Origin of the sequence: Kocuria sp. NBRC 114282, assembly GCF_030268385.1 — a bacterium.
GTDB classification, from domain to species: Bacteria; Actinomycetota; Actinomycetes; order Actinomycetales; family Micrococcaceae; genus Kocuria; species Kocuria palustris.
On sequence record NZ_BSQO01000004.1, the window covers coordinates 24779 to 51396 of the forward strand.

Here is a 26618-nt window from a genome sequence, read left to right on the forward strand (position 1 = left end):
CCTCCGGTCACGCGGCCGAGCCGAAGGGGCGCTTCGCACCATGGGTGGGCGAAGCGCCCCTTTCACGTGCCCGGGCCACCGGCTCCGGGCCATGCTCCTGTGGGGGAGGCCTCCGGGGCGGGGCTGACCGCTCAGGTGCGGAGCTCCAGGTGGTGCCCGCGCCACCGATCGCGGATCCAGCGGTCGTGCGTGCACAGCACGACCGTCCCCGGCCAGTCCGCCAGCGCGCGCTCGAGATCCTCGGCCAGCCCCAGGGACAGGTGGTTCGTCGGCTCATCGAGCAGCAGCACGTCCGCCGAGGCGGCCAGCACCTGCGCCAGCTCGAATCGCTGCCGCTGCCCGGGAGAGAGCTCGTGCAGGGGGCGCTGCAGGTCCTCGGGGCGCAGCAGTCCCAGCTCCACCGGCCCCGGCGGCTGCGTCCGCTCGACGTGGGGTTCGCGCGCGGCCTCGGCGGCCAGCTCCGTCGCCGCCAGAAGCCCAGCCGGCGTCGGGGGCTCCCTCGGGTCGGTCGACGGGCACGCCGCGAGGCCATCCCCGGCGGCCTGTGCCAGGACGGCCATCCGCAGGCCGTCGCGGCGCAGGACCTGGCCGGTGTCGGGCGCCACGGAGCCGTCGAGGACTCCGATGAGCGTGGACTTGCCCGCGCCATTGGGCCCGGTGAGCAGGACGTGCTCGCCGCGGCGCACCACCAGGTCCTGGGCGCTCAGCCGTCCGGAGACCCCGGCCCCGTCGAGGACCAGCACCGCCTCGGAGGGGCTTCCGGGGGCCGGCGCAGGCACCTCGCCCAGGCGCAGCGGGACGGGCGGCGGCGGCACGGCCTGGCGCTGCAGCTCCTCCAGGTGCCGGTGCGCCGCCCGTGTGCGTCGGTTCAGCGTGGTGGCGGCACGGTCGGCGTAGAACTTCTGCGCGATCCGCGCCTCGGACCTGCCGCTCGAGCGGTGGAAGACATCGGCGTGCTCGAGCCGGGCCTCCGCCTCCCATCGCTGCCGCTGCTGCTCCTGCTCCCGCCAGCGGGCCGCCCAGGTGCTGCGCAGCTGCTCGCGCTGCTCGAGATAGCTCGAGAAGCCGCCGCTGAACAGCGTCCCCATGCGCCCGCCCCCGCGTCCTTCCGGGTCCAGGCCGGGGTCGAGGTCGACCACGGCATCGGCGGCGGCATCCAGCAGCCACCGATCGTGGCTGGCCAGCAGCACCGGCCCGCGCCAGGAGTCCAGCTCGGCCACGAGGAAGTCCGCGGCCTCGTCGTCGAGGTGGTTCGTCGGCTCGTCGAGCAGCAGCGCATGCGGGGTGTGCAGCAGCGCGGCGGCCAGGTCGAGCCGTCGCCGCTGGCCGCCGGAGAGCTCCTGCAGGGGGCGGCTGCGGGGCAGAGCGCCCAGGCCCAGTCCGTCCAGCACGGTCTCGACCCTGGCCTCCAGGCTCCACAGGCTCCGGTGCTGCGCTTCGGTCAGAGCCTCGTCCCACTGCTGTGCGAGGGAGGAGGGGTCATCGGGTGGTGGGTCTGCGGCCATCCGGGCGGCCAGGGCCTCGATCCGGTGCTCGAGGGCGCGCAGGGGTGCGGCGGCCTGTCGGAGCAGGTCCGCGATGGTCCCGTCCCGACCGGCCGCAGCCGGCATCTGCTCGAGCACGCCGAGGGACTCAGGCGCCTCGACGATGCCGTGATCCGGCAGCGCGGCTCCGCTGAGGAGGCGCAGCGCCGTGGACTTGCCGCTGCCGTTCTCGCCGATCAGCCCGACCGTCCGTCCGGGCGGCACGGTCAGCGACACATCCGTCAGGACGGGCTGCTCCGGACGGGAGTCGTATCGGAAGGAGACGCCGTCGAGGCGCAGGGGGCTTGGGGCCGAGGCAGTGGAGGGGTGGGCACGCTGTGGGTGCATGGGGGCTCCTGGAGGATCGCGGGATCCCCACCGGGCGCGCCGGTCGCAGCATCAGGTGCGACAGGGGCCTCGGGCGTGGGGCGGCGGCGACTCACAGGAACATGGCGGTCACTCTAGCGGCCCCGCCGGGAGTCGTCGAGGGCCTCTGCGCGGGGCCGCGCTGCCGCGGTGCCCTCAGACCCGGTCTGCGGTGGCCAGCTCGGGGCGGCGGCGGGCGAGGGCGGCGCCGATGACCCACAGGACGACCACCAGGGCACCGGTGGCCAGCAGCTGGAAGCGCACGTCCGGCACACCCATGCCCAGCACGATGATGGCCGCGATGATGGCCAGCGCCAGGTAGTTGACGTAGGGGAAGCCGCGGCCCTTCACGGGCATGGGGGTCCCGTCGCGCTCGGCGCGTCGGCGCAGGATCAGGTGGGAGACGATCGTGGCCACCCACGTGACGATCAGGGTGGAGCCCACGATGTTGAGCAGGATGCCCAGCACGGCCTCGGCCCACAGGTAGTTCAGCAGCACGCCCACGAAGCCCAGGGCGACCGAGGCGAGCACGGCCAGCAGGGGGACGCGGCGGCCGTCGACCCGGTGCAGGCCCGCCGGGGCCAGGCCGCGCTCGGACAGCGAGTAGACCATGCGGGAGGCCCCGTAGAGGTTCGCGTTCAGCGACGACAGCAGGGCGACCACGATGATCACTCCGAGCACCGCGCCCAGCCCGGGCAGGCCGGCGGCGTCCAGGGTGGCCACGAACGGCGAGGCCAGCAGCTCGTCCGAGTCCCAGGGCAGGGCGATCACCATGAGCGCGACCGAGCCCATGTAGAAGATCAGGATGCGCCACACGATGGTGCGCACCGCGCGGCGGATGTTCTGCGCGGGGTTCTCGGTCTCGGCGGCCGCCACCGCCACGATCTCGATGCCGCCGAAGGCGAAGGCCACCACGAGCAGGCCTGCGGCCACGCCGCCCAGGCCCATGGGGAAGAAGCCGCCGTGATCGCTCAGGTTGCTCAGCCCCGGGGACTCGGTCGGCGTGCCGCCGAGCAGGAACACGATGCCCACGATGAGGAAGGCCACCACGGCGCCGACCTTGATCATGGAGAACCAGAACTCGAACTCGCCGAACTTCCCCACGCCGAGCATGTTGACCGCGGTGAAGGCGACCATGAACACGAGGGCCAGCACCCACTGGGGGAAGACGGGCCACAGGCCGTTGAGCAGCTGCGCGGCTGCCGTCGATTCGGCGGCGATCACCAGGCATAGCTGCAGCCACCACAGCCATCCGACCGTGAAGCCGGCGGCCGGGCCGAGGGCTCGGGACGTGTAGACGGAGAAGGCCCCGGAGGAGGGGTGCGCGGCCGAGAGCTCGCCCAGGCTGCGCATCATGATGATCACGACGATCCCGGCGATCACGTAGGACAGCAGCACGGCTGGTCCTGCCGTGTGGATGCCTGCTCCCGAGCCCACGAACAGCCCGGCGCCGATCGCCGAGCCGAGGCTCATCATCACAAGATGGCGGCCCTTCATCCCGGCGCCGAGGCTGGAGGATCCGATGGGTGCGGTGCCGCTGTCCGGCGCGTCCGCGCGGGAGGAGGGAGAGCTCATGCGGGTGAACCTAGCATCGGCGCGGGGCCGTGGCGGACGGGGCGCACCGGGTGACTCATTGCACAGCGTGCAACATTGCACTCAGTGCAAGGTGCCCGCTAGGGTCCACTGCGTGAAACTGTCATGCCGCACTCCGCCGACGGACAAGCGCGAGGCCACCAAGTGGCGCAATCGCCGGGCGATCGTCGGGGCCGCCGCGCAGCTCACGGCGGAGCACGGGATCGACGGATTCAGCGTCGAGAGCCTCGCCGAGCGGGTGGGCGTCTCCCGGCGCACGATCTTCAACCACTTCTCCTCGGTGGACGAGGCGATCTTCGCGTCGTTCGCATCCAAGGTCGATCAGCTCTACGAGGAGGTCGAGAAGGCCTTGGGGGGCGAGCCGTTCGCGACGCTGTCGGAGGCGTGCCTCGCCTTCACCGCCGCCCTGCGCTCGGTCGACATCCTCACGCCCGTGCATCCGTCCATCGTCCTGCTCTCGGCCATGGACCAGGAGCGGCAGCGTCCGAATGCCGAAAGGCTGCGCAGCGAGGAGATCTGGATGATCGGGCTCATGGAGGGCATGGTGCGCTACTGCGTCGACTCCCTCCGTGAGCGCATGGGCGAGGCCGAGCTCTGGGAGATCCGCCTGCTCGTGGAGATGGCCATCGCCGCGATGTCCTCGAGCGTCAAGCAGTGGGCCGAGACCACGGACCAGACGCTCTCCGAGCGCAACCGCCGCACCTGGACCACCCTGTTAGATCGGTCGCTGACGCGGCTCGAGACCGGGTTCGCCCGGCCCGAGCCCTGAGCGCACCGAGACTCCTGCATTCCCCGAAACAACCGCCGGGCGGCGTCGCTGCTCGGAACCGTCTCCTGAAGGGAGCCACGCCAGTGGCCAAGTTCCTCTACCGCCTGGGCCGGGGCGCAGCCACCCGCGCCTGGGTGGCGATCATCACCTGGCTCGTCCTGCTGGGCCTCGCCGGGGGCGCCTTCGCGGCGTTCAGCGGGACCCTGTCCAACTCCTTCGAGATCCCGGGCACCGAGACCCAGCAGCTGGCCGACCGTCTGGCCGACGAGCTGCCCGAGGCCAATCAGGGCATGGGAACGGTCGTCTTCAGCACCGAGGACGGCTCGGAGTTCACGGATGAGCAGAAGACCGAGATCGGCGAGGCTCTGGATGCCGCGGCGGACGTGGACGGCATGGCCTCGGCCATGAACCCGTTCGACGCCCAGGCGGATCTCGACGATCAGCGCGACCAGGTCGAGCAGGGCGCCGAGCAGCTGCCCCAGCTGATCGAGCTGCGCGACAGCGGCCGTCTCGATGCTGCCGTGCAGGCCGGCATGCTGCCCGAGGGCACCACAGCCGAGTCGGTCACGCAGCAGGAGCAGCAGCTGCAGGTCGGCCAGGACACCATGGACATGATGGGCGACTACGGCTTCGTGTCGCCCGAGGGGTCCACCGCGGTCGCCACGGTGAACTTCGACGAGGACCAGATGTCCATCGAGCAGTCCACCAAGGACGATCTGATGGCTGCCGTCGAGGATCACCCGGTCGACGGCGTGGAGGTCGACTACTCCACCGAGATCGCCCAGGAGATGTTGGCGATGGGCGCCGGCGAGATCGTGGGCGTGGTCGTGGCGGTCGTGGTCCTGCTGATCATGCTGCGCACCGCGGTCGGCGCGGCCCTGCCGGTGCTCACCGCCTTCGTGGGCGTGGGCTTCTCCACCATGCTGGCGCTGTCGCTGTCGGGACAGGTGCAGATGGCCTCGGTGACCCCGATGCTCGGCGTGATGCTGGGCCTGGCCGTGGGCATCGACTACTCCCTGTTCCTGCTCAACCGCTACCGCACCGAGCTGCGCCGCGGCACGGAGGTCACGGAGGCCATCGGCCTGGCCACGGGCACTGCCGGCTCGGCCGTGGCCTTCGCAGGCATGACCGTGATGATCGCGCTGATCGGCCTGTCCGTCACGGGCATCCCCTTCTTGGCGCTCATGGGCGCCGTGGCCGCGCTCGCCGTGCTGGTGGCCGTGCTGATCACGCTGACCCTGACTCCTGCCCTGCTCGGGCTGGTGGGCAAGCGCCTGCTGCCCAAGTCGCAGCGCGATGTCACGGTGGATGAGGCCGAGCACGTCAAGACGCCCCTGGCCGTGCGGCGCCCGCTGCCCGTGCTCCTGGCGGCAGTGGCCGCGCTGGCGATCCTGGCGATCCCCATGGGCTCCATGCGCCTGGGCCTGCCGGACGGCTCCACCGAGCCGCAGGACTCGACCCAGTACCGGGCCTACGAGACCGTCGCCGAGGACTTCGGTGCCGGCAAGAACGGCCCCATGACGGTCGTGGCCGATCTGCCCGAGGATGCCGACGAGCAGTCGGCTCAGGAGCTGCAGCTGGCCGTCGGCCAGGAGGTCTCCGAGCTCGAGGACGTCGCCTCCGTGGTCCCCTCGCCGATCGATATCGATTCGGGCATGGCGCTGCTGCAGGTCGTGCCGGAGAGCGGTCCGTCGGATGAGGCGACCGAGACCCTCGTGGATGACATCCGCGGGCTGTCCGGGAACCTGGAGTCGGCCGGCGATCCGACGATCGGCGTGGCCGGCACCACGGCGGCGAACATCGACGTCTCCCAGGTCCTCTCCGATGCGCTGCCGGTCTACCTGGCGGTCGTCGTGGTGATCTCGATGGTCCTGCTGATCCTGGTCTTCCGCTCGATCCTGGTGCCCGTGATCGCCTCGCTGGGCTTCCTGCTGTCCCTGCTGGCGGCCTTCGGAGCGGTCGTGGCCGTGTACCAGTGGGGCTGGCTGAGCTGGCTGTTCAACGTCACTGAGCCCGGCCCGGTGCTCAGCTTCCTGCCCACGCTGATGGTCGGCATCCTGTTCGGCCTGGCGATGGACTACCAGCTGTTCCTGGTCACCGGCATGCGAGAGGCCCATGTCCACGGCTATCCGGCGAGGACCGCGGTGGTCCGCGGCATGGTGGGCGGCCGGGCCGTGGTGACCGCGGCGGCGATCATCATGACCTCGGTCTTCGCGGGCTTCATCTTCTCCCACATGGCGATGATCCGGCCCATGGGCTTCGGTCTGGCCACGGGCGTGCTGTTCGACGCCTTCCTGGTCCGCATGACCATCATCCCGGCGCTGATGACGCTGCTGGGGGAGAAGGCCTGGTGGTTCCCGCGCTGGCTCGATCGCATCCTGCCGAACGTGGATGTGGAGGGCGAGTCCCTGCAGCAGGGCAAGCCGCAGGCCGAGGCCCCTGGCTCGCGCGATGAGCGCCTGGCCAGGGAGGTCGTGGCGGCCGAGGAGGAGCAGGCCCTGGCCGGATCCTCCCGGTCCTCGCGGGGCAGGCACGCAGCCGAGTGAGCCGGGCCCTCGGCTGAGCGGCGCCCCGGGCCCCCGCGAGGGGACCCGGGGCGCCGCTCGTTCTGCCTCTTGTTTATCGTGAACAGCTCTGGATAACGCACCCGAAGGGTGCCATCATGGAGGCATGGAGACATCCGCCGACTGATCAGATCGATCGGGCTCCGCCAGACGCGGAGCGCAGGCTGATGGCGACGGAAGGAGCAGAACCATGGCTGAGGCATTCCCGAACAACGCCAAGTACACCCTGCCCGGATTGACCGCTGAGCAGGGCAACCGCATCGCGACGATCCTGCAGGACCGCCTGTGGGCCCTCAACGACCTTCAGCTCGTGCTCAAGCACGCGCACTGGAACGTTGTGGGCCGCAACTTCATCGGAGTCCACGAGATGCTGGATCCCCAGGTCGACGAGGTCCGCGCGGCCGTCGACGACATAGCCGAGCGCATCGCCGCGCTGGGCTACTCCCCGGACGGCCGCGCCAGCTCGCTGGTGCAGGGCCGCACCTGGGACGACTACTCCGTGGGCCGGGCCGGTGCGCTGGAGCACCTCGGCGCCCTCGATCTGGTCTACAGCGGAGTCATCGAGTCCCACCGCAAGGCCATCGACGAGGTCGGCGAGCTCGACCCGGTCACCGAGGACATGCTGATCAGCCAGACCGGCAACCTCGAGGCCTTCCAGTGGTTCGTGCGCGCCCACCTGGAGAACGACGAGGGCGATCTCGCCACCCGCGGCGCGACCTCCGAGAACGACGCCGCCCAGCGCGCCGTCGGCAACGGCTGAGCGAGCTGATCCGACCCGCCCGCTCGAGCCGCTCCCCGCGGTGCTGAGGAGCAGGTCCAGCGCAGGGCCCCGACGACCCCGGTCGTCGGGGCCCTGCGCATGGGTGGGTTGCGCGCATCGGTCCTCGGGCGGCCGGGACGGGCGGCCCGCAGTGGGACGCCACTCACACTGCGTGCGTACAGCATCCCAGGGCAAGTAGCCTGCTCCGGCATCCCCGTGCGCTCTCACCGGCCCGGGACGTCGAGAACCCCGCCCAACCGCCCTGGAGGATCCCTGTGCCGCACCCTGTCGAAGAGCCCCGGCCCGCGCAGCCCGACCTCGAGCCGGCGCGCGTGCGCACCCTGCTGGTCATCCTCATCACCGCCGCGTTCGTGGTGATCCTCAACGAGACGGTGCTCTCCGTCGCGCTGCCCGATCTCATGGACGAGCTGGACATCCCGGCACCCACCGCGCAGTGGCTGACCACAGGCTTCATGCTCACGATGGCCGTGGTCATCCCCACGACCGGTTTCGTGCTCCAGCGCTTCGCCCACCGCCGGGTGTTCATGGCGGCCATGGTCCTGTTCACCCTGGGCACCCTGCTGGCCATGCTGGCCCCCGGCTTCCCCGTGCTCATGGTCGGACGCGTGATCCAGGCCTGCGGCACCGCGCTGATGCTGCCGCTGCTGATGACCACCGTGCTCAACGTGATCCCGGTCGAGCGCCGCGGCTCCGTGATGGGGCTGATCTCCGTGGTGATCTCGGTGGCACCGGCCGTGGGCCCCACGATCTCCGGGCTGATCCTGGACTCGCTGAGCTGGCGCTGGCTGTTCGCGATCATGCTCCCGATCGCACTGGCCGCCCTGGCCCTGGGCGCGTGGCTCATGCCCGCCATGGGGGAGCAGCGACGGGTGGGGCTGGACCTGATCTCCGTGCCGCTGTCCGTGCTGGGCTTCGGCGGGCTGGTCATGGGCCTCAACGGCATCGGAGCCTCGGACGCGGCCATCCCGGCGGTGCCGGCCTTCGTCGTCGGCGTGATCGCGCTGGTGCTGTTCGTGCTGCGCCAGCGCTCGCTGCAGCGCGAGGATCGCGCCCTGCTGGATCTGCGCCCGTTCACCTACCGCGTCTACACGATCTCGCTCGGGCTGATGATCGTGTCCTTCGGCGGCCTGTTCGGGATGATCATCCTCCTGCCCATCTACCTGCAGTCGGTGCAGGGCCACTCCACGCTGACCACTGGGCTGGTCATGCTGCCGGGCGGTCTGATCATGGGCCTGCTCTCCCCGTTCGTCGGACGGCTCTACGACCGCCACGGCGCGCGGGTCCTGGTCATCCCGGGGACGATCCTGCTCAGCCTCGGCATGTTCACGCTGAGCCGGCTCGCGCTGGAGACCCCGCTGTGGACCGTCGTGATGGCCCACGTGATCATCTCCTGCGGCCTGGCCCTGCTGATCACGCCGCTGATGACCTCGGCGCTGGGAAGCCTGCCGCAGCCGCTCTACTCGCACGGCTCGGCGCTGCTGAACACCCTGCAGCAGGTGGCGGGCGCGGCCGGCGGCGCCCTGTTCATCACGCTGATGTCCGTGGGCACCCTGGCCGCCGTCCGGGGAGGGGAGTCGGAGCTGGAGGCCACGGCGCACGGCGTCCATGTGGCCTTCCTGGTGGGCTTCGGGATCGCCCTGGTGGCGCTGGCGCTCTCGTTCGTCGTCCCGCGCAAGCCGGCGAGCCCCGCGGGGCGCCAGACCCTGGACTGATCGGCGCACTGCCGTGAAGGCGCCCGGTCCGGGAGGACCGGGCGCCTTCCGTCTCTGTCACCGTCAGCGGGTGGCGGCCTCGAGGTGCTGCAGGACGTGGCGGTACGGCCTGCCGGTGGCCTCCGTCATCCCGAGCTCGCAGGTGCGGTTCAGGGAAGCGTAGGCGTCGAAGCCGTGCTCGCCCACCTCGGCGGCCTCCCGGCGCGTGGCCGAGGCGGTCAGCTCGGGGTGCAGCATCCCCCGGTCCCCTGCGTAGGCGCAGCAGCGCCACTCGAGGGGCACGACGACCTCCTCGGCCATGGCCTCGGCGATCTTTCGCAGGGATTCGTTGAGCCCGAGCTGGGTGGAGGAGCACGTGGGGTGCAGCGCCATCGACCCGAGGCGCTCGTGCACCTGCAGGCCGGGCAGCACCTCCCGGGCGACGAACTCCACCGAGTCCACGAAGCGCAGACCGGCCCAGGGGGAGTCCGGCCCGGCCGCCGCCTGCATGGCCTCGAGGCCCTCGGTGCACGACGACGCATCGCAGACCACCGGCAGGCGACCGTGGTCCGTGGCCTCCCAGAGCATCGGCAGCGTGGTCCGCGTCATCCGCTCGAAGCCCGAGGTCATGCCCTTGGACTTCCACGGCGTCCCGCAGCAGGTCGAGGCCAGTCCCTCGGGCACGGCGATCGGCACCCCTGCCCTCTCGCACAGCCGCAGCAGCGCCTGGGCCGCCGACGGCTCGCCGGCCTCGGAGCCGCCGAACATGGAGGACACGCAGGCGGCGAAGAGCACGGCCTGCGCCTCCGGAGGCGACTGCGGCTCGGGCCGGGGTCCTCCTCCTGCGGGCAGATGCTGCGAGTACAGCGGCACGCGATCCGAGCCGAGCACGGCTCGCGCCGCCGCGGTGGCCGCGCGGGGCAGAGCGGCGGGAACGGCGTCGGCCGCGCTCAGCGCGCCCGAGGCCGCCCGCACGCCCACGTCCCATCGACGCGCCGCCGTGTCCCAGCCGAGGTCCTCGATGCGGGAGGCGCTCTCCGCCCGCAGCCGTCGGACCAGATCGCCGGTGTCGATGTCCACGGGGCAGGCCGTCGAGCACATGCCGTCCACGGCACATGTCTGCTCCCCCAGGTAGGCGTACTCCCGCAGCAGGGCCTCGGCCTGCTCCCTGTCCCCGCGCTGCTCGGCGTCGCGGATCTCGCGACGCCCCACGATGCGCTGGCGCGGCGTGAGCGTCAGATCCTGCGACGGGCACACCGGCTCGCAGTAGCCGCACTCCACGCAGCGATCGACCTCCTCCTCGACCGTGGGAGCGATCTTGAGGTCCTGGAGGTAGCAGCGGGGATCGTCGTTGAGGATCACGCCCGGGTTGAACGCCCCGCGCGGGTCCACGAGGGCCTTGAGCTCGCGCATGACCTCGTAGAGCTCGTCGCCGTACTGGCGGCGCACGAACGGCGCCATGATCCGCCCGGTGCCGTGCTCGGCCTTCAGTGAGCCTCCGGCGTCCAGGATGAGCTCGACCATCTCGTCGGTGAAGCGCTCGTAGCGCGCCAGCCCGTTCGTGTCTGCGAACTGCTCGTTGAGCATGAAGTGGACGTTGCCGTCCTTGGCATGGCCGAAGATCACCGACTGCTCGTAGTCGTGGGCGTCGAACAGGCGGTTGAGCTCGTTGCAGGTCTCGCCCAGGCGATCCACCGGGACCACGACGTCCTCCAGCAGCGCGTTCGCCCCGGAGGGCCGGTTCCCGGCGACGGCGGCGTACAGGCCCTTGCGCACGGTCCACAGCCCGGCGCGGGCTGCGGCATCGCTGGTGAGCCCGGGGTCGGCCGACAGGTCCAGGCCGACGAAGTGCTCCCGCGCCGCACCGCTGCGCTCGGCGAGGTCCTCCGGGCTCGACCCGTTGTACTCGACCAGCAGCGCGGCGTGATCGGCCACGTTGATGTCCATGATCTGGCGCGGTGCGGTGCCGGAGGCCTGGGCGACCCGCAGCGAGGTCGCATCCATGAGCTCCACGGTCGCCGAGCCGATCTCCACGAGCCCGGGCACCGAGGAGGTGGCCTCCAGCAGCGTGGGGAACACGAGCAGGCCGGTGGCGACCTCAGGGGCGATCTCGACGGTGCGAAGCACAGCCTCGGCCACGAAGCCCAGCGTGCCCTCCGAGCCGATCATCAGCCGCTGCAGGATCCGCACCGGCTCGGTCTCGTCCAGGAACGCGTTGAGGCCGTAGCCCATGGTGTTCTTCATGGCGAAGAGCCGCTCGATGGTCGCTGTGGAGGCGGCATCACCCGTGACACGGCGGCGCAGGCGCAGCAGGCCCTCGTGCAGCTCGGGCTCGGCCTCGCGCAGCTGCCGGTCGGCGTCGTGGTCCGCGGTGTCCAGGACCGTGCCCGAGGGCAGCACCATCACCATGGACTCGAGCGTGCGGTAGGTGTTCTGCTCCGTGCCGCAGTGCATGCCCGAGGAGTTGTCCGCGATGACCCCGCCCAGGGTGCAGGCGGACTCGCTGGCGGGGTCGGGGCCGAGCTTGCGCCCGTACGGGGCCAGCACCGCGTTGGCCTCTCGCACTGTGCTGCCCGGGCGCACCCGCACCCGCGCGCCGTCGTCCAGGACCTCGATGCCGCGGAAGTGCCGCCTGACATCGACCAGCACCTGATCGGTCACGGCCTGCCCCGACAGCGACGTCCCGCCCGAGCGCAGGGTCAGCCCGGCATCGTGGCGCTCCAGGATCCGCAGCAGGGACCCGAGCTCGTCGGCCGAGTGGGGGCGGACCAGGGCGCGGGGCTGCAGGAGGTAGTGGGAGGCGTCGTGCGCGGCTGCTCGGCGCTCGAGCTGCGAGTCCACGAGCTGGCCCGGCCAAGCGCCGAGATCCCGCAGCAGGGGATCCTGCGGCTCCTGCGGGGCGCGGGAGGCGAGTCTGGTGGGCAGCGGCAACGTTGACTTCATGAGACTGATTCTCCCACGCTCGCACGAGGATCGCGTGATCTGCGTCGCTGTTCGACGACCCGCGGCCGTCGGCGGGGAGACTCTCGGCGCCGACTCCGTCGGCGGAGATTCCGGCGGGAACGACCGAGCCCTCTGGGATCTATGCTCCTGCCATGATCTCGATCGGGCCCCTCGTCGTCCTGGGCATCGCGCTTCTCGTCATCGTCGCTCTGGTGCTCATCATCGTGGTGGTGATCGTGCGCGCCTCCAGCGACCGCTCGCGCCGACGTCCCGGCTCCGGCGCCGATGGCGCGGCCCTGGGCGGGGCCACGTACGCGGACTCCCAGGGCTGGGACTCCGACGACAGGCACCATGACAGCGGCTCGGGCTGGTTCGGCGACTCGGGCGCGGATGCGGGCGGCGGCTCCGGCTGGTTCGGCGGCGGCGACTCCGGCGGCGATTCCGGCGGGGGCGACGGCGGCGGGGGAAGCGACTGAGCGGGTCACCGCTTTGCTCCGGGGGCCGCGGCAGGGAAGCATGGAGCCATGGCCTCTGATTCCCGCGCATCCGTCGTGTCCGACCGTCCTGAGCTGAGCGATCTCTCGAGCACGACCGAGGCCGTCGAGGCCGCCCGCAATCGGGCCGTCGCGCAGCTGCGCGAGCTCGTGGCCGAGCGGAAGGTCGCCCCGTGGCAGGCCGCCGGGTTCCTCGAGCGCTTCGATGAGCACTTCCCGGCGCTGCTCGAGCTCTTCCGGCGCACCTACGGATCGGGTGAGAAGGCCGCCGTCGTCGTGGTGGAGATGGGAGCGCAGCTGGCCAGCGCGTGGGCGCAGCGCCCCGCGGAGCTGCGCGCGGTGGACGACACCCGCGGCGAGGATCCCGAGTGGTACCTGCGTCCCACGGAGGTGGGCGGGGTCTGCTACATCGACCGCTGGGCCGGCGATCTGGCGGGGCTGCGCTCGCGGATCCCGTACCTGCGCGAGCTCGGTCTGACGTACCTGCACGTCATGCCGCCCTTCAAGGTGCCTGCGGGCAACAGCGACGGCGGCTATGCGGTGTCGTCGTACCGCGAGCTGCGTCCCGATCTGGGGACCATGGCGGAGCTCGCGGACACCGCCGGGGAGCTTCGCGAGGCCGGCATCAGCCTGGTGGTCGACTTCGTGCTCAACCACACCGCCAGTGACCACAAGTGGGCGCAGCGGGCGAAGGCCGGGGACCCGGAGTTCGAGGAGCTGTACTGGATCTACCCGGATCGCGAGATGCCGGATGCCTTCGAGCGGACCACGCGCGAGATCTTCCCGGACGACCATCCCGGCTCCTTCACACCCGTGGCCGCCGATGACCCCCGCTGGGTGTGGACCACGTTCCACGACTTCCAGTGGGATCTGAACTGGACCAATCCGCGCGTGCTGGCGCTCATGGCCCAGGAGATGCTCTTCCTGGCCAACCAGGGGGCGGAGGTGCTGCGCCTGGATGCGGTCGCGTTCCTGTGGAAGCAGCTCGGCACCACCTGCGAGTCGCTGCCGCAGGCGCACTGGATCGTGCAGGTACTCAACCGCGTCTGCCGCATCGCCGCCCCGGCCACGATCTTCAAGTCCGAGGCCATCGTGCACCCGGACGAGGTCGTGCAGTACGTCCACCCCGACGAGTGCCAGATCTCCTACAACCCCCTGCAGATGGCGCTGACCTGGGAGGCGCTGGCCACGCGGAAGGCCACGCTGCTCGACGACGCCCTGGCCGAGCGCCACGAGCTGCCCGCCGGGACCGCGTGGGTCAACTACGTCCGCAGCCACGACGACATCGGCTGGACCTTCTCCGACGAGGACGCCGCTCGCCACGGGATCGACGGCTACGGGCACCGTCGTTTCCTCAACGACTTCTACACGGGCCGCTTCGAGGGCTCCTTCGCCGACGGCGTCGCGTTCCAGTACAACCCCCGCACCGGCGACGCCCGCGTCTGCGGCACCACGGCCTCGCTGGCCAGCACGACGACCGAGCCCGAGCTCGGCGTGCGCCGCGTGCTGCTGGCCCACGGCATCGCGTTCTCGACCGGCGGGCTGCCGCTGATCTACCTGGGCGACGAACTGGCGCAGACCAACGACGAGGACTGGGCGCAGGACCCCGATCAGGCCGGCGACGCCCGGTGGGCCCACCGCCCGCGCTTCCCGGAGGCGGCGTTCGAGCAGCGGCTGGACCGCTCGAGCGTCCCCGGGCAGGTCTATGCGGGGCTGCGGCAGATGCTGGCCGTGCGTGCGGCGACCCCGGAGCTCGACGGCGCGGATCTGATCGGCTTCGACGCCGGCAGCGAGCACCTGGTCGCGTATCAGCGCCCGGGTCTGGATCCGGAGGGGCGCCCGTCGGTGATCCTCTGCCTGGCCAACGTCTCCGAGGAGTCGGTGCGGGTCGAGGCCCTGACGCTGTCGGGCTTCGAGCCGGAGGCGACCTCGCTGCTGGCCGAGCAGGACACGGCGCTCGATCTCTCGCAGGGCCTGGAGGTCGGCCCGCTGGAGACCCTGTGGCTGAGGGTGCGCGCCCGCTGAGGCACCGCCCGCCCCGGTCGAGGCCGCACCAGGGCAGCTGATCAGCGCTGACGGGCGTCTGATGTGCGGCCTCGAAGCGGCCCTCTGGTCGAGGCCGCGCCTACGCAGCTGATCAGCGCTGATCGACTGCGCGCGTGCGGCCTCGACGGCGGGCCAGGGGGGGGGCAGTCGGCCTCAGGCGTCGGCGAGGTCCTGATCGACCGTGTGGTTGCCGCCCAGCATGAGCCCCGCGCCCATCAGCAGCACGGCGCTGGTGATGAGCAGCGCCAGGGGAGCGGTCCAGCCGCCGGTGACTTCGCGCAGCAGCCCCACCACGAACGGACCGGCCGCCGCGAACAGGTAGCCCACCGGCTGGGCGAATCCCGAGAGCCGAGCCGTGGTCTCCGGGGTGCCCGAGCGCGTGACGATCAGCGACAGCGCCAGGGGGAACGTGAACTGGCCGACCCCCAGCAGCAGGACCCAGGCGATCATCCCCGCGGCCGGGGCGAGCAGGAGCCCGAGCCAGCCGCTGAGCATGCACAGGCCCAGAGCGGTGGTCCACGCGGTGATCCGCTGCGAGCGAGCGGCGATCTGCGGCATGAGTAGCCCGCCCGGGATGCCGAACAGCGACATGGTGCCCACCAGCAGGGCCGCCGTGCCCGCGGAGATCCCGGCGTCGCGGTAGATCTGCGCGAGCCAGCCGAACTGGACGTAGGCGTTCATGGACTGCAGGCCGAAGAAGGCGCACAGCGCCACGGCGGTTCGGGAGCGGTGGATCGGCAGACCGGTGGCGCGCTCGCCGACCCCCTGATCCCGGCCGCGCACACGCAGCAGCATGACGGCCCAGATCACCGCGGCGATCAGGGCCACCACGGCCCAGGTGCCCAGCGCATAGCGCCACCCGGCTCCCTCGGCCCCCAGGGTCAGCAGGGGAGCGGTCGCGAACATCGGCAACGCCGAGCCGAGGCCGAGTACGACGGTGTACACGGACGTCACAGTTGCGGTGCGGTCTCCTGAGTAGCGCTTGATGACGGCCGGCACGAGCACGTTGCCCAGGCCCATGCCCGCCAGAGCCAGGGCGGTGACCACCAGGAAGACCGCCGCGGAGTCGGTCACGGAGCGCACCAGGCCCGCCGCGCCCACCAGCACCAGCCCGCCGCAGATGGTCCCCACGAGCCCGAAGCGCCGCGCCACGCCCACCGCAGTGAGACCGGCGAGGCCGAAGATCAGCCCGGGAAGCGCCGTCAGGATGCCGGCGACGGCGGAGGAGGCGCCCAGGCCGCTCTGGATCTCCTCCAGCACGGGACCGATCGATGTCGCGATGGGGCGCAGGTTCAGGGAGACGGCGGCCGCGGCCAGCACCAGCAGCGTCAGGGACAGCGCAGCCGGCGACGGCCCCGCCGCCGGCTGGACCGTCGCAGCGTCCTCGAACGGCGTCTCGTCGTGGCGCTCGGGCTCCGGGATCGAAGGGGGCGACGACGGCATTCAGCAGCTCCTGGGTGCAGACGTCCAGGCATGGCGCACCAGCTGCTCCAGGACGTCCAGATCGATGTCGGCGAGCTTGTTCACGTACACGCAGGACACCGCGGTGCGGTGCTTGCCGAGCCGCCCCAGCAGCTCCTCGGAGCGGGGATGGCCTTGCAGCCCGTACAGGCTCACGGCCGACTTCCGCGGGCTGAAGCCCACCCGGAAGGTGTCGCCCTCGCGTCCGGTCGCATAGCGGTAGTGGATTTCCCCGTAGCCGATCATCGACGGTCCCCACATGACCGCCGGCTGCTCTGTGACTCGGTCGAAGAGCTCGAGCAGGGCGCGGCCGTCGTCGACGCGGCGCTGCGGAGACAGCCCGTCGATGAACCCCGCCGGGCTGACGTCGGTGGGGTGCGTCTTGAGGTCGGCAGCACCCTCCCCGGTGTGTCCTGCGGTGACCACGGCGTCGCGGGGCTGCGGTTCGGGAACGTCCCCGCCCAGCGACATCCCCCGCTCCTCGAGGGCGGCCTGCAGCCGCTCCAGAGCGCGGGCGCCCACGCCGTGCAGCGCCAGCAGGTCGTCGTGATCCGCACCGTCAAGGGACTCGAGGCTCGTATGCCCCGCGGATTCCAGGGCGCGGCGAGCGGGCGCGACGAGGCCGCCGATCCTGTCCAGGGGAGTGATCATGGCCCGAGCGTACGGGAGAATGGGAGTCCCGCCGTCCTGAGCCGAAAGAGGATGAGATGTCCGCGAGCTGCCGCTGCTGCCAGGGTGATCAGGCCCGGGTCGATGCCTCCGGGCGCGTGCGGATGGATCCCGATCACCGTCTGGCCTGCGTCAGCCGGGTGCCCATCTTCCGGGGGCTGCCTGAGGAGGATCGGCGTCGGATCGCCGCCCGCGCCACGACCCGCCTGGTACCCAAGGGCGAGGTGGTCCAGCAGCAGGGCGGCATGCCCGCGCTGCAGATCGTCCACTCCGGGCAGGTCAAACAGTGCCTGCTGGCCGAGGACGGCACCCAGCGGCTGCTGCGGATCCTGGGGCCGGGGGAGTTCATGGGCGAGCACTCGGTGCTCACCGGACGGCCCGCCCCGCGGGAGGCCACGGCCATGACGGTCTCCCAGGTCTGCACGCTCTCGCGCCTGGACGTCCAGCAGTGGCTCGAGGAGACCCCGCAGCTCGCGCTGAGCCTGCTCGATGCAGTGACCGCCCGGCTCGAGGACACCGAGGCGCGGCTCAGCGAGCTCGTGGGCACCACGGTGGGTCACCGTCTGGGCGAGTACCTGGCCGGTGCCGCCGACGGGGTTGAGGGCGTGCCGTTCGACCTCCCGATCAGCAAGCGGGACCTCGCCCAGCTGCTGGGCACCACTCCCGAAACCATCTCCCGGAGGCTGCGGGCGCTGTCGGACGAGGGCCTGCTGCGTGTGGGGCCCGGTCGGCGGATGGTCGTCATGGACATCGCGGGCATGCTGCGCGCCTGATCCTCCGGGGCCCCGGGTCTCACACGCCCAGGAAATCCCGCCAGGACGGCAGCTCGCGCTGCGCCTGCAGGTAGCCGGCGGCGTAGGAGGCCTGCAGCCGGGGCAGGCGGCGCTCGCCGTTGGAGACCGGCATGTGGTCCGGGACGAAGACCATGGCATCGCCCGAGGCCTCGAGGTCGAAGACCTGCTCGCGCATGCGGTTGTAGTTCTCCGCGCGGGCCTCGAGCGCCTCCACGACGGCCGGCAGGTCACGGAACCGACGGCGAATCACGGCGCTGAAGCGCTCGGCCGCCTTGGTGAAGCCGCGCTCCTGGCTCAGCACGATCAGGAACTTGGTGTAGCCGTCGACCTGCGCGGCATCCAGCGGGATGCCGCCGGAGGGGCCGATCGCGCCGTCGTAGTAGAGGTCGCCGTCGCGCTCGACCGGCGGCATCACCAGCGGCATGGACGACGACGCCCGCGCCAGGCGCATCAGATCCAGCTCGCTGCGGATCGCCTCCCGTCCGACGTAGTGCATGGTGCCCTTCGAGGCGTTGAACGTCCCGATCCGGAAGGACGCAGGGTTGGCCAGATAGGTCTGGTAGTCGAAGGGCAGAGGACCGCCCGGTCCGGCCGCATCCTCGTAGATGAACTGGGAGTTCAGCAGCCCGTGGCCGCGGGCGAAGGTGGAGAGGTTCCCGAAGTCCGGCTCCTGCGAGAACTCCACGAAGGACCGGCGCGCCCGCCACATGTCCCGGGACAGGTAATGCGCGGTGTGGCTGGCCCCGGCGGAGATCCCGCAGACGTAGTCGATGTGGATGCCCGCGCTGAGCAGCGTGGTGACCACTCCGGCCGTGTAGCTGCCGCGCATGCCCCCGCCCTCGAAGACGAGAGCGACGTCCTTGACGTTGCTGGTCAGGGGCGCAGGCCTCGTCTGGGCCTGCGGATCGGTGTCCTGGCCTTCCGTTTCCATGGCCAAGAGCCTAGTCAGCTCCGCCGGCAGTCCGGATTCAGGCGAACGTGAGGTACGCGGCGATCAGGGCGGCGGTGACCAGCACCGGAATGACCAGGGTGATCACACCGACATCCTTGTAGGACTCGCGGTGCGTCATCCCGCAGACCATCAGCAGGGTGATCACTGCGCCATTGTGCGGCATGGAGTCGAGCCCGCCAGAGGCCATGGCGGTGATGCGGTGCATGATCTCAAGGCTGATGCCCTGCTCGGCCGCCTGCTGCGCCAGGTCTTCGCCGAACGCGTTCAGCGCGATCGTCATGCCGCCAGATGCCGACCCAGTCACGCCGGCGATCACCGAGGTGGAGACTGCGGAGGAGACCAGGGCGCTGTCTGAGATCCCGAAGATGCCGTCCCGCACCAGCGCGAACGCACCCAGGGAAGCGATCACGGCGCCGTAGCCCACTTCGGAGGCTGTGTTGAAGATGGGCAGCAGGGCGTTGCGGGCGCCGTCGGCGACCCCACCCACCAGCCACTTGGCGTCCTTGAGACTGAGCACCAGGATGCTCACAGCCGCCAGGAACAGAGCGATGAGCACGGCCCAGACCCCGGCGCGCTCGTCGACGGTGACGCCGCCGAAGCGCTCCTCCTGCAGGTAGCCCCAGTCCAGGGCGGGGAACAGCAGGATCGTGCAGCCGAAGTTCACGGCGAAGACCAGCAGCACGGGGATGAAGGGGACGACGTGGTTCGGCGGCGTCAGGGACTCTGAGCCGCGCGACGGGCTGCCGGACATCACGACCGACTGGGCCTGTGTGCTGACGTCTGCGTCGGCCCCGCTGCGCCGCTCCAGAGCGGTGAGATCCGCGAAGCTCTCCCCTGCGCCCATGAGGCGGCGCTTGCGGTACTCGAGCCAGACCATGCCGAGCGCGAAGATCGCGGTACCGCCGATGACGCCGATCAGTGGTGCAGCGAACGACGTGGTCTGGAAAGCCTGCGCAGGGATGATGTTCTGCACCTGGGGCGAGCCGGGCAGCGCCGTCATGGTGAAGGTGAGCATGCCGTGGGCGATCGTGGCGGGCAGCAGTCGTCGGGGGATGTCGGCCTCGCGGAACAGCTCGCGGGCCAGTGGGAACATCACGAACACCACGACGAACACGCTGATGCCGCCGTAGGTCAGCAGACCCGTGGTGAGCACGGTCGTCAGCATGGCCTGACGTGAGCCCAGACGGCGGGTCATGGTCTGCGCGATGTCGGTGGCGTAGCCCGACATCGTCATCAGCTTGCCGAAGATGGCCCCCGTGAGGAACATGGGGAAGTAGCTGGTGATGAAGCCGCCGAGCGCTGGCATGAAGATCTCGGTGTATGAGGCCAGCAGCGGGGCCTGCGAGAACAGCATGGCCACGATCGCGGCGGTGGGCGCGGCGATCACGACCGTCACGCCCCGGTAGGCCAGCGTGATGAGCAGCGCTAGGGATACGAGGATCCCGATAATCCCGAGGACCATGGTGTTCTCCTGCTTCTTCAGGCTCGCTACGGCGGCGGGACGACGAGCCGCCGCCGGGCCCCCGGGCATGAGGTGCATGCTCGGGGCGCTGGCGGCGGCTCGCGCCGACGCGCGCGGTCAGTTCGTGGGGAATCCCAGGTCGATCTGCGACTCGCTGGGCTCCGGCCACCTGGTCGAGACGACCTTGCGTCGCGTGTAGAAGTTGAAGCCCTCCGGGCCGTACATGTGGGTGTCGCCGAACAGCGAGTCCTTCCACCCGCCGAAGCTGAACGCGCCCACCGGCACCGGGATCGGGACGTTGACCCCGACCATTCCGACCTCGATGTCGAATTCGAACTCGCGGGCGGTCTTGCCGTCGCGGGTGAACAAGGCAGTGCCGTTAGCGAAGCGGCTGGAATTGATCAATTCGACGGCCTCGTCGTAGTTCTCGACCCGCACGACGCACAGCACCGGGCCGAAGATCTCGTCGTCATAGACCTTCATGCCCGGGCGCACGTGGTCCAGCAGCGAGACGCCGGTGAAGTATCCGCCGCCTTCGAACTGCTGGTCGCGGCCGTCGAGGACGACTTCCGCGCCCTCGTCGGCGGCACGTGCCACATAGCCCGTCACTCGCTCAAGGGCCTCGGCGGAGACCAGCGGGCCCATCTCCGAAGAGGAGTCTGTGCCTGGGCCGATCGTGAGCTTCTCGGCGCGTTCGCGGATCTTCTGCACCAGGTCATCGGCGATGCTGCCGACTGCGACCACCACAGACACAGCCATGCAGCGCTCGCCAGCGGATCCGTAGGCGGCCGAGACCGCGGCATCAGCGGCGGAATCGAGGTGGGCGTCGGGCATGACGACCATGTGGTTCTTGGCCCCGCCCAGGGCCTGGACGCGCTTGCCCTGCTCGGCGGCCTTCACATAGATCGACTGGGCGATCGGGGTCGAGCCGACGAATGAGATCGCTTCGATCTGCGGATGGGTGATCAGCTCATCGACGGCCACGCGGTCCCCCTGCACGACGTTGAGCAGGCCGTCGGGCAGACCGGCGTCCTTGAAGGCCTGGGCGATCAGCAGCGAGACCGAGGGGTCACGCTCCGAGGGCTTGAGGACCACCGCGTTGCCGGCGGCCAGGGCTGTAGTGGCCATCCACAGCGGGATCATCGCGGGAAAGTTGAAAGGGGTGATGCAGGCGACGACCCCTACAGGCTGGCGGACCTGGTGGACATCGATCCCGGTGGACACCTGCTCCGCGTATTCGCCCTTCAGGTGATGCATCAGTCCGGTGCAGAAGTCGACGTTCTCGAGACCGCGGGAGATCTCACCGGCGGCGTCCGAGAGCACTTTGCCGTGCTCGGAGGTGATGGCTGCGGCCAACTCCCCCTGGCGCGCCAGCAGGATCTGACGGGCCTTGAAGATGACCTGGCTGCGCTTGCCCAGGCCCACCCGGCGCCATGCGCGCTGGGCTTCTGCTGCGCTGCGCACGGCCTGATCCACCAGGGCAGGATCGGCGAGCGCGACGTCCTTCTGATGCACTCCTGTGGCCGGATCGAAGACGGGACTGCGGCGAGCGGAGTCCTCCAGCACGCGGCCGTCGAGGAAGTGCCCGATCACGGGGAGCGTCTGTGTCTCAGTCATGTGTCTGCCTCTCTGCGGTGACTCGGATGTGGTTGTCGTTCAGGGTCAGCCGGAGTAGCCCGGGGCAGAGCCGTCTGGGGAGACGAACTTGGTGATCAGGGTGCAGTCCATATCGCCCAGGCCCTCGTCCATGAGCTGCTGGAACTGGCTCTGGGCCAGCTTCGCGCCTGGCAGATTCAGTTCCGTGAGCTCGCCGGCGTCCAGGGCCAGGGTGATGTCCTTCAGGGCCAGGTCGGCGCGGAAGGTCGCGGCGTAGTCGTTGTTCGCGGCTGCGGAGTCCACCACACCGGGCACCGGATACCAGGTCTGCTGTGCCCATGAGCATCCGGAGGAAGCCGAGACGATGTCCCAGAAGACCTTCGGATCCAATCCCATGCGTTCGGCCAACTGGGAGCCCTCGGCTGCGGCGATGACGTTGATGAACAGCATCATGTTGTTGCAGATCTTGGCCGCAGTGCCATTGGTGGGCCCACCCGCGGCAATGGTCTTGCCACTCATGGGCTCGATGTGCCCGGTGGCCCGCTCGACGTTCTCGGGGGAGCCGCCGAGCATGAAGCCGAGGGTGCCGGCGGCCGCGCCCGAGATGCCGCCTGAGACCGGGGCGTCCACGAATGCGAAGCCGCGCTTCTCGGACTCGTCGTGGGTGAAGCGCGAGGTCTCGATGTCGACGGTCGAGCTGTCGATCAGGAGGGTGTCGGTGCTGGCGTGAGCCCAGATTCCGTCGTCGCCGTCATAGGCCTCGCGGACGTGCGCGCCTTTGGGGAGCATCGTGAAGACAGCGTCGACGCCATCGACGGCCTCGGCGATGCTGCCGACGGGCTGCACCCCTTCGGCCTCGGCGCGTGCCAGGACCTTCTGGTCCAGGTCGAAGCCGCGCACGGTGTGCCCTGCCTTGACGAGATTGCTGGACATGGGACCGCCCATGTTCCCGAGGCCGATCCATGCGTAGATGCTCATCGTGATCCACTCCTTCGCCGTGATGTGTCCCAGATCACGTTAAAGATCCACTTCTGTGCGGACAATGAGGTTCTGCCAGGCAGAATTGCACTTGGTGTGTGCGTATATGCACACTGTCGTCATGAAGTGGGATGGCGCGGCTCAGCATCTGGACGGGATCGTGGCCTTCCTGGCTGTGGCGCGACTGGGGCGGTTGACCGCCGCAGCCGAGTCGATCGGGGTGAACCATTCGACCATCTCCCGTCGGATCGCGGCCCTTGAGACCTCTCTGGGCGGGCGCTTGCTGGTGCGCACTCAAGGGGGCTGGGAAGTCACGGAGCAGGGGCGGCAGGCACTGGGGGCCGCGGAGCGGATCGAGGAAGCGCTCGCGGAGCTGGCCGCGGATTCGTCGTCTGGTCGCCTCACAGGAATGGTTCGCGTGAGTGCTCCGGAGGCCTTTGCCTCGTGGCTGGCCACCCCCGCACTGGCGCAGCTGCAGAATGACCATCCCGACGTCAGCGTGGAGCTGGTGAGCGCGACGCAGCGGGCTCGGCAGTACCGCACGGGCCTGGACCTGGAAGTGGTGGTGGGCCGGCCTCACGTGCACCGCGCCGAAGCCTCGTGGCTGCGGGACTACTCGCTGAACCTCTACGCCACGCGCTCCTACCTCCAGCGCTCGGGTACCCCACGGTCACTGGTGGATCTGGGTGAGCACCGTCTGAACTACTACGTCGAGTCCATGCTCGCGATCGACGACCTGGACAGGGCCACGGAACGGTTGCCGCCCATGCCTCGCGGAATCGCCTCCACGAGCGTCCACTCGCACTTGGCGGCCACGCTGACAGGCTCCGGCATCGGCCTGCTGCCGGACTTCGCCGTGGCCGATGAGCCGCGGCTCATGCGGGTGCTGCCTGACGAGTTCTCGTGGCGGCTTTCCTACTGGGCGGTCGGCCGCCAGGAGGCGGTGCGCAATCCGCTCGTCCAACAGGCCTACGTCGCGCTGCGCGGCGACCGGCCGACGACGGGATGAGGTTGGGGCCGCACGCGCATGCTCAACCCGTGACCTCCATGGACAGCTGGTAGCGGTCGCCGCGGTAGACGGAGATCGAGTACTCGATGGGGATCTCGCCGTCCGCGCCCAGGCTGAAGGAGCGGCGGTGGAACACCAGAACGGGCGCCCCGGGGGCGATGTCCAGCAGCTGGGCGTCCTCCGGGGACGCGCCGGCGGCCTGCACCGTCTGCTCTGCACGGGTGATCCCGACTCCGGTCTCGGCGAGCATGCCGTAGAGCGAGGCGGACCAGTCCGTCTCCATCGGCAGCACACCCTCGGGCACCCAGCAGTCGTCGACGCTGACGGGGGTGCCGTTGCCCAGGCGCAGACGCCGGATCCTCAGGGCCCGCGCGGCACCGAGGTGCGCGGCGGCGGTCGGCGGAGCGTCCTCTTGGCTGAGCAGGACCGGCACGGTCGAGGGCGCGAGCCCTGCGGTGCGCATGTCCTCGTGGAAGGAGGCCAGATGCAGCCGAGAGCGGGCAGGGGACGGGGCCACGAAGGTGCCGCGTCCGTGCTCGCGCACCAGCAGCCCGTCGCGCACGAGCTCGGCGATCGCGTGCCGCACGGTGATGCGCGAGACTCCGTGCTCCTGCTCGAGTCGCCGCTCCCCGGGCAGCTGATCGCCGGGGGAGAGTTCCTGCGTGATCAGGCGCGCCAGCTCCGCACGCAGGCGCTCGTGCTTGGCCGCCGGGGCCTGGTCCTGCGACGAAGGCGGCGACGCCTGCCGTTGCGGCAGCGACTGCGCGTCCGGAGCGGTCACGGCATCACGGCGCGGGCTGCAGTGCGAACAGAGGACCCAGAGCCTCGACGTGCGCGCCGGCAGCCGCTTCCAGCTCGAGGCGCTCGGGCGCAGTGTCCATGGCCACGACCGGAGTGCACAGGCTCAGTCCGGCCTCGCGCACCACGGCGGCGTCCACGCGCAGCATCGGATCTCCGGGCTGGACCGCCTGCTTCTTCTCGACCAGCACCTCGAACCCCCGGCCCTTCAGGCCCACGGTGTCCAGACCGACGTGGACCAGGATCCCGGTGCCATCCTCGGCGATCAGTGCGATCGCGTGCGGCATGGCCTTGAGCACCGTGCCGGCCACGGGGGCCACCACCTCGACGGTCGCGGCGTCGTCGGCGGGCATGAGCGCCAGGCCGGCGCCCACCATGCCCTGGGCGAAGACCGGATCCGGGACTTCGTCGAGCCCCATGATCCGCCCCGCGAACGGGACGCGGATCTGGAGGCTCACAGCAGGTCCTGGATGTCCTCGGCCAGGTTCTCGGCCTCGGGGCCCACCACGACCTGGACGATGCCGCCGGAGACCATGACGCCGTGGGCGCCGGCCGCCTTCAGCGCGGGCTCGTCGATCACGGAGGAGTCCGCGACCTCGGTGCGCAGGCGCGTGATGCAGCCCTCGATGTCCTCGACGTTCTGGGCGCCGCCGAGCGCTCGCAGGATGTCCTCGGCCTTCGACATGGTGTCCTCCTGGTCTCTGCCCGTCCGGCGGGCGTCGGGGCCCGGCTGTCGGGCATCGGGATCGCGGGGGAGCGGATGCTCCCAGGTCATTGACAGGTTCGCATGAGGTCGCGCACAGTGTCACCCATCACTGGTCATAACCAGTAGGGCAGAACGATACGGAGCGAGGAACCCCATGTCCACGGCGAATCCGGCGGCCGCGGCCGGCGACGGGGCAGGCGCGAGCCAGCCCGAGAAGAAGCCCTCGCGGGCCATGCAGCAGCTGCAGCGCTTCGGACGCAGCCTCATGCTCCCCATTGCCGCGCTGCCGGCGGCGGGCATCCTGCTGCGCCTGGGCCAGGACGACATGATCGGTCGGTTCGAGAACAGCGAGCTGCTGATGGGCGTGGCTGCGGTGCTGGCCGGGGCGGGCGACGCGCTGTTCGCGAACCTCGGCTACCTCTTCGCGGTGGGGCTGGCCTTCGGCTTCGCCAAGAAGGGAGACGGCTCCGCCGCGATGGCCGGTCTGGTCGGCTACCTGGTGCTGCTCGGCGTGTTCGATGCCATGGCCCCGATCGTGCTCGGCGCGCCGGAGGAAGGGGCGGAAGACCCTGTCATCAACTACGGCGTGCTCGGCGGCATCCTGGTCGGCGTGATCGCCGCCAAGCTGTGGGAGCGCTATCACCGCATCAAGCTGCCGGACTGGCTCGGGTTCTTCGGCGGGCGCCGCTTCGTGCCGATCGTCGTGGCCGCCATCTGCGTGCCCCTGGGCGTGGTCATGGCGCTGGTCTACCCGTTCTTCGACGCCGGCCTCACCTGGCTCAGCGATGCCGTGGCGCAGAACGCGGTCGTCGGCGGCGGCATCTACGGCGTCATCAACCGGCTGCTGATCCCTCTGGGCCTGCATCACATTCTGAACTTCCCCCTGTGGTTCCAGATCGGCGAGTACGACGGCGCCCACGGCGATATCTACCGCTTCTTCGCCGGTGATCCCTCGGCGGGCATCTTCACCACCGGCTTCTTCCCGATCATGATGTTCGCCCTGCCCGCAGCGGCCCTGGCGATCTACCACGAGGCCAAGCCGAAGAAGAAGAAGGTCACCGGCGGCATCATGCTCTCGATGGCCCTGACCGCGTTCGTCACCGGCATCACCGAGCCGCTCGAGTTCTCATTCATGTTCGTGGCCTGGCCGCTCTACCTGATCCACGCCGTGCTCACCGGCACGTCGATGGCCCTGGTCAACGCCCTGGACATCCACATGGGGTTCAGCTTCTCCGCCGGCGGGATCGACTACCTGATCAACTTCGGCCGGGCGCAGAAGCCGCTGCTGCTGGCGCTGATCGGCATCGGCTACGCGGTGGTCTACTACGTCCTCTTCCGCTTCGTGATCCGCAGGTGGAACCTGCGCACCCCGGGGCGCGAGGACGAGTCCGTGGACGCCGAGATGCAGGGAAAGGTCTGACGT

General features: G+C 70.4%; 21 protein-coding genes. 9 read left to right on the forward strand and 12 right to left on the reverse strand.

Going from position 1 to position 26618, the window contains the following annotated elements; genetic code table 11:
- Positions 1-131: 131 nt before the first annotated feature.
- Positions 132-1871 carry an ABC-F family ATP-binding cassette domain-containing protein gene (locus QSJ40_RS08645; protein WP_024289436.1) on the reverse strand — a complete coding sequence of 580 codons (1740 nt, stop codon included), beginning with the start codon at positions 1869-1871 and terminating at the stop codon, positions 132-134.
- A gap of 174 nt (positions 1872-2045) precedes the next feature.
- Positions 2046-3464 (reverse strand): amino acid permease, encoded by a 1419-nt coding sequence (locus tag QSJ40_RS08650; RefSeq protein WP_352156336.1) that lies wholly within the window; start codon positions 3462-3464, stop codon positions 2046-2048.
- A gap of 112 nt (positions 3465-3576) precedes the next feature.
- Between QSJ40_RS08650 and QSJ40_RS08655 the strand changes: the two genes are divergently transcribed.
- The 4 genes from QSJ40_RS08655 to QSJ40_RS08670 all read left to right on the forward strand — a co-directional run bounded on the left by QSJ40_RS08655 (position 3577) and on the right by QSJ40_RS08670 (position 9308).
- Complete coding sequence (locus QSJ40_RS08655; protein WP_285730268.1) at positions 3577-4251, forward strand: TetR/AcrR family transcriptional regulator; 675 nt, start codon at positions 3577-3579, stop codon at positions 4249-4251.
- Positions 4252-4334: 83 nt separating this feature from the next.
- A complete protein-coding gene (locus QSJ40_RS08660; RefSeq protein ID WP_285730270.1) occupies positions 4335-6797 on the forward strand; it encodes an MMPL family transporter in 2463 nt (820 codons plus the stop codon).
- Positions 6798-7005: 208 nt separating this feature from the next.
- Entirely contained in the window at positions 7006-7575 is a 570-nt protein-coding gene (locus QSJ40_RS08665; RefSeq protein WP_006215384.1) for a Dps family protein, read from the forward strand.
- A gap of 275 nt (positions 7576-7850) precedes the next feature.
- On the forward strand, positions 7851-9308 hold the full coding sequence (locus QSJ40_RS08670) for an MDR family MFS transporter (RefSeq protein ID WP_006215385.1): 1458 nt from the start codon (positions 7851-7853) through the stop codon (positions 9306-9308).
- A 63-nt stretch (positions 9309-9371) separates the two neighbouring features.
- Here QSJ40_RS08670 and QSJ40_RS08675 read toward each other — a convergent pair whose 3' ends face one another.
- The gene (locus QSJ40_RS08675; protein ID WP_285730273.1) at positions 9372-12230 is read right to left on the reverse strand and encodes an FAD-binding and (Fe-S)-binding domain-containing protein; all 2859 of its coding nucleotides are present in this window, start codon (positions 12228-12230) and stop codon (positions 9372-9374) included.
- Between the two features lie 152 nt (positions 12231-12382).
- Here QSJ40_RS08675 and QSJ40_RS08680 point away from each other — a divergent pair, with 152 nt between their 5' ends.
- Both QSJ40_RS08680 and QSJ40_RS08685 read left to right on the forward strand, forming a co-directional pair.
- Positions 12383-12706 carry a hypothetical protein gene (locus tag QSJ40_RS08680; protein WP_204782530.1) on the forward strand — a complete coding sequence of 108 codons (324 nt, stop codon included), beginning with the start codon at positions 12383-12385 and terminating at the stop codon, positions 12704-12706.
- A gap of 48 nt (positions 12707-12754) precedes the next feature.
- Positions 12755-14749: an alpha-amylase family protein gene (locus QSJ40_RS08685; RefSeq protein ID WP_285730277.1), complete on the forward strand. Its 1995-nt coding sequence runs from the start codon at positions 12755-12757 to the stop codon at positions 14747-14749.
- Positions 14750-14923: 174 nt separating this feature from the next.
- On the opposite strand, the gene QSJ40_RS08690 is transcribed toward QSJ40_RS08685, so the two are convergent.
- Both QSJ40_RS08690 and QSJ40_RS08695 read right to left on the reverse strand, forming a co-directional pair.
- A complete protein-coding gene (locus tag QSJ40_RS08690; RefSeq protein WP_285730279.1) occupies positions 14924-16213 on the reverse strand; it encodes an MFS transporter in 1290 nt (429 codons plus the stop codon).
- Positions 16214-16882, reverse strand: a complete 669-nt coding sequence (locus QSJ40_RS08695; protein ID WP_285730281.1) for a DUF1801 domain-containing protein — start codon at positions 16880-16882, stop codon at positions 16214-16216.
- 56 nt (positions 16883-16938) lie between these two features.
- Between QSJ40_RS08695 and QSJ40_RS08700 the strand changes: the two genes are divergently transcribed.
- Positions 16939-17673, forward strand: a complete 735-nt coding sequence (locus QSJ40_RS08700; RefSeq protein ID WP_024289424.1) for a Crp/Fnr family transcriptional regulator — start codon at positions 16939-16941, stop codon at positions 17671-17673.
- 19 nt (positions 17674-17692) lie between these two features.
- On the opposite strand, the gene QSJ40_RS08705 is transcribed toward QSJ40_RS08700, so the two are convergent.
- From QSJ40_RS08705 to mmsB, 4 genes are read right to left on the reverse strand one after another with little or no spacing between them, the layout of a single operon-like run.
- On the reverse strand, positions 17693-18625 hold the full coding sequence (locus QSJ40_RS08705) for a patatin-like phospholipase family protein (RefSeq protein WP_285730284.1): 933 nt from the start codon (positions 18623-18625) through the stop codon (positions 17693-17695).
- A gap of 37 nt (positions 18626-18662) precedes the next feature.
- Positions 18663-20177, reverse strand: coding sequence for a GntP family permease (locus QSJ40_RS08710; protein ID WP_239546513.1), 1515 nt, complete (start codon positions 20175-20177; stop codon positions 18663-18665).
- A gap of 48 nt (positions 20178-20225) precedes the next feature.
- A complete protein-coding gene (locus QSJ40_RS08715) occupies positions 20226-21725 on the reverse strand; it encodes a CoA-acylating methylmalonate-semialdehyde dehydrogenase (RefSeq protein WP_278856024.1) in 1500 nt (499 codons plus the stop codon).
- A gap of 45 nt (positions 21726-21770) precedes the next feature.
- Positions 21771-22682 (reverse strand): 3-hydroxyisobutyrate dehydrogenase, encoded by a 912-nt coding sequence (mmsB, locus tag QSJ40_RS08720; protein WP_204782536.1) that lies wholly within the window; start codon positions 22680-22682, stop codon positions 21771-21773.
- Between the two features lie 121 nt (positions 22683-22803).
- Here mmsB and QSJ40_RS08725 point away from each other — a divergent pair, with 121 nt between their 5' ends.
- A complete protein-coding gene (locus QSJ40_RS08725) occupies positions 22804-23691 on the forward strand; it encodes a LysR family transcriptional regulator (RefSeq protein WP_239546515.1) in 888 nt (295 codons plus the stop codon).
- A gap of 22 nt (positions 23692-23713) precedes the next feature.
- On the opposite strand, the gene QSJ40_RS08730 is transcribed toward QSJ40_RS08725, so the two are convergent.
- Genes QSJ40_RS08730 through QSJ40_RS08740 form a run of 3 tightly spaced genes read right to left on the reverse strand, consistent with a single transcriptional unit; the run spans position 23714 to position 25174 of the window.
- Positions 23714-24472 (reverse strand): GntR family transcriptional regulator, encoded by a 759-nt coding sequence (locus tag QSJ40_RS08730; RefSeq protein ID WP_235444547.1) that lies wholly within the window; start codon positions 24470-24472, stop codon positions 23714-23716.
- Between the two features lie 4 nt (positions 24473-24476).
- Positions 24477-24947 carry a PTS sugar transporter subunit IIA gene (locus QSJ40_RS08735; RefSeq protein WP_006215396.1) on the reverse strand — a complete coding sequence of 157 codons (471 nt, stop codon included), beginning with the start codon at positions 24945-24947 and terminating at the stop codon, positions 24477-24479.
- Positions 24944-25174 carry a PTS sugar transporter subunit IIB gene (locus QSJ40_RS08740; RefSeq protein WP_006215397.1) on the reverse strand — a complete coding sequence of 77 codons (231 nt, stop codon included), beginning with the start codon at positions 25172-25174 and terminating at the stop codon, positions 24944-24946. Before QSJ40_RS08740 ends, QSJ40_RS08735 begins: the two co-directional genes overlap by 4 nt.
- 175 nt (positions 25175-25349) lie before the next feature.
- Here QSJ40_RS08740 and QSJ40_RS08745 point away from each other — a divergent pair, with 175 nt between their 5' ends.
- On the forward strand, positions 25350-26615 hold the full coding sequence (locus tag QSJ40_RS08745) for a PTS transporter subunit EIIC (protein WP_058871583.1): 1266 nt from the start codon (positions 25350-25352) through the stop codon (positions 26613-26615).
- The last annotated feature ends 3 nt before the right edge of the window (positions 26616-26618 follow it).

What these genes read in the sequence shown, in the direction of transcription:
- QSJ40_RS08650 (WP_352156336.1), bottom strand. Translation starts at nt 3,464, where the DNA reads ATGAGCTCTCCCTCCTCCCGCGCGGACGCGCCGGACAGCGGCACCGCA.
- mmsB (WP_204782536.1), bottom strand. Translation starts at nt 22,682, where the DNA reads ATGAGCATCTACGCATGGATCGGCCTCGGGAACATGGGCGGTCCCATG.
- QSJ40_RS08690 (WP_285730279.1), bottom strand. Translation starts at nt 16,213, where the DNA reads ATGCCGTCGTCGCCCCCTTCGATCCCGGAGCCCGAGCGCCACGACGAG.
- QSJ40_RS08725 (WP_239546515.1), top strand. Translation starts at nt 22,804, where the DNA reads ATGAAGTGGGATGGCGCGGCTCAGCATCTGGACGGGATCGTGGCCTTC.
- QSJ40_RS08675 (WP_285730273.1), bottom strand. Translation starts at nt 12,230, where the DNA reads ATGAAGTCAACGTTGCCGCTGCCCACCAGACTCGCCTCCCGCGCCCCG.
- QSJ40_RS08695 (WP_285730281.1), bottom strand. Translation starts at nt 16,882, where the DNA reads ATGATCACTCCCCTGGACAGGATCGGCGGCCTCGTCGCGCCCGCTCGC.
- QSJ40_RS08710 (WP_239546513.1), bottom strand. Translation starts at nt 20,177, where the DNA reads ATGCCCGGGGGCCCGGCGGCGGCTCGTCGTCCCGCCGCCGTAGCGAGC.
- QSJ40_RS08685 (WP_285730277.1), top strand. Translation starts at nt 12,755, where the DNA reads ATGGCCTCTGATTCCCGCGCATCCGTCGTGTCCGACCGTCCTGAGCTG.
- QSJ40_RS08645 (WP_024289436.1), bottom strand. Translation starts at nt 1,871, where the DNA reads ATGCACCCACAGCGTGCCCACCCCTCCACTGCCTCGGCCCCAAGCCCC.
- QSJ40_RS08745 (WP_058871583.1), top strand. Translation starts at nt 25,350, where the DNA reads ATGTCCACGGCGAATCCGGCGGCCGCGGCCGGCGACGGGGCAGGCGCG.
- QSJ40_RS08705 (WP_285730284.1), bottom strand. Translation starts at nt 18,625, where the DNA reads ATGGAAACGGAAGGCCAGGACACCGATCCGCAGGCCCAGACGAGGCCT.
- QSJ40_RS08715 (WP_278856024.1), bottom strand. Translation starts at nt 21,725, where the DNA reads ATGACTGAGACACAGACGCTCCCCGTGATCGGGCACTTCCTCGACGGC.
- QSJ40_RS08665 (WP_006215384.1), top strand. Translation starts at nt 7,006, where the DNA reads ATGGCTGAGGCATTCCCGAACAACGCCAAGTACACCCTGCCCGGATTG.
- QSJ40_RS08680 (WP_204782530.1), top strand. Translation starts at nt 12,383, where the DNA reads ATGATCTCGATCGGGCCCCTCGTCGTCCTGGGCATCGCGCTTCTCGTC.
- QSJ40_RS08700 (WP_024289424.1), top strand. Translation starts at nt 16,939, where the DNA reads ATGTCCGCGAGCTGCCGCTGCTGCCAGGGTGATCAGGCCCGGGTCGAT.
- QSJ40_RS08740 (WP_006215397.1), bottom strand. Translation starts at nt 25,174, where the DNA reads ATGTCGAAGGCCGAGGACATCCTGCGAGCGCTCGGCGGCGCCCAGAAC.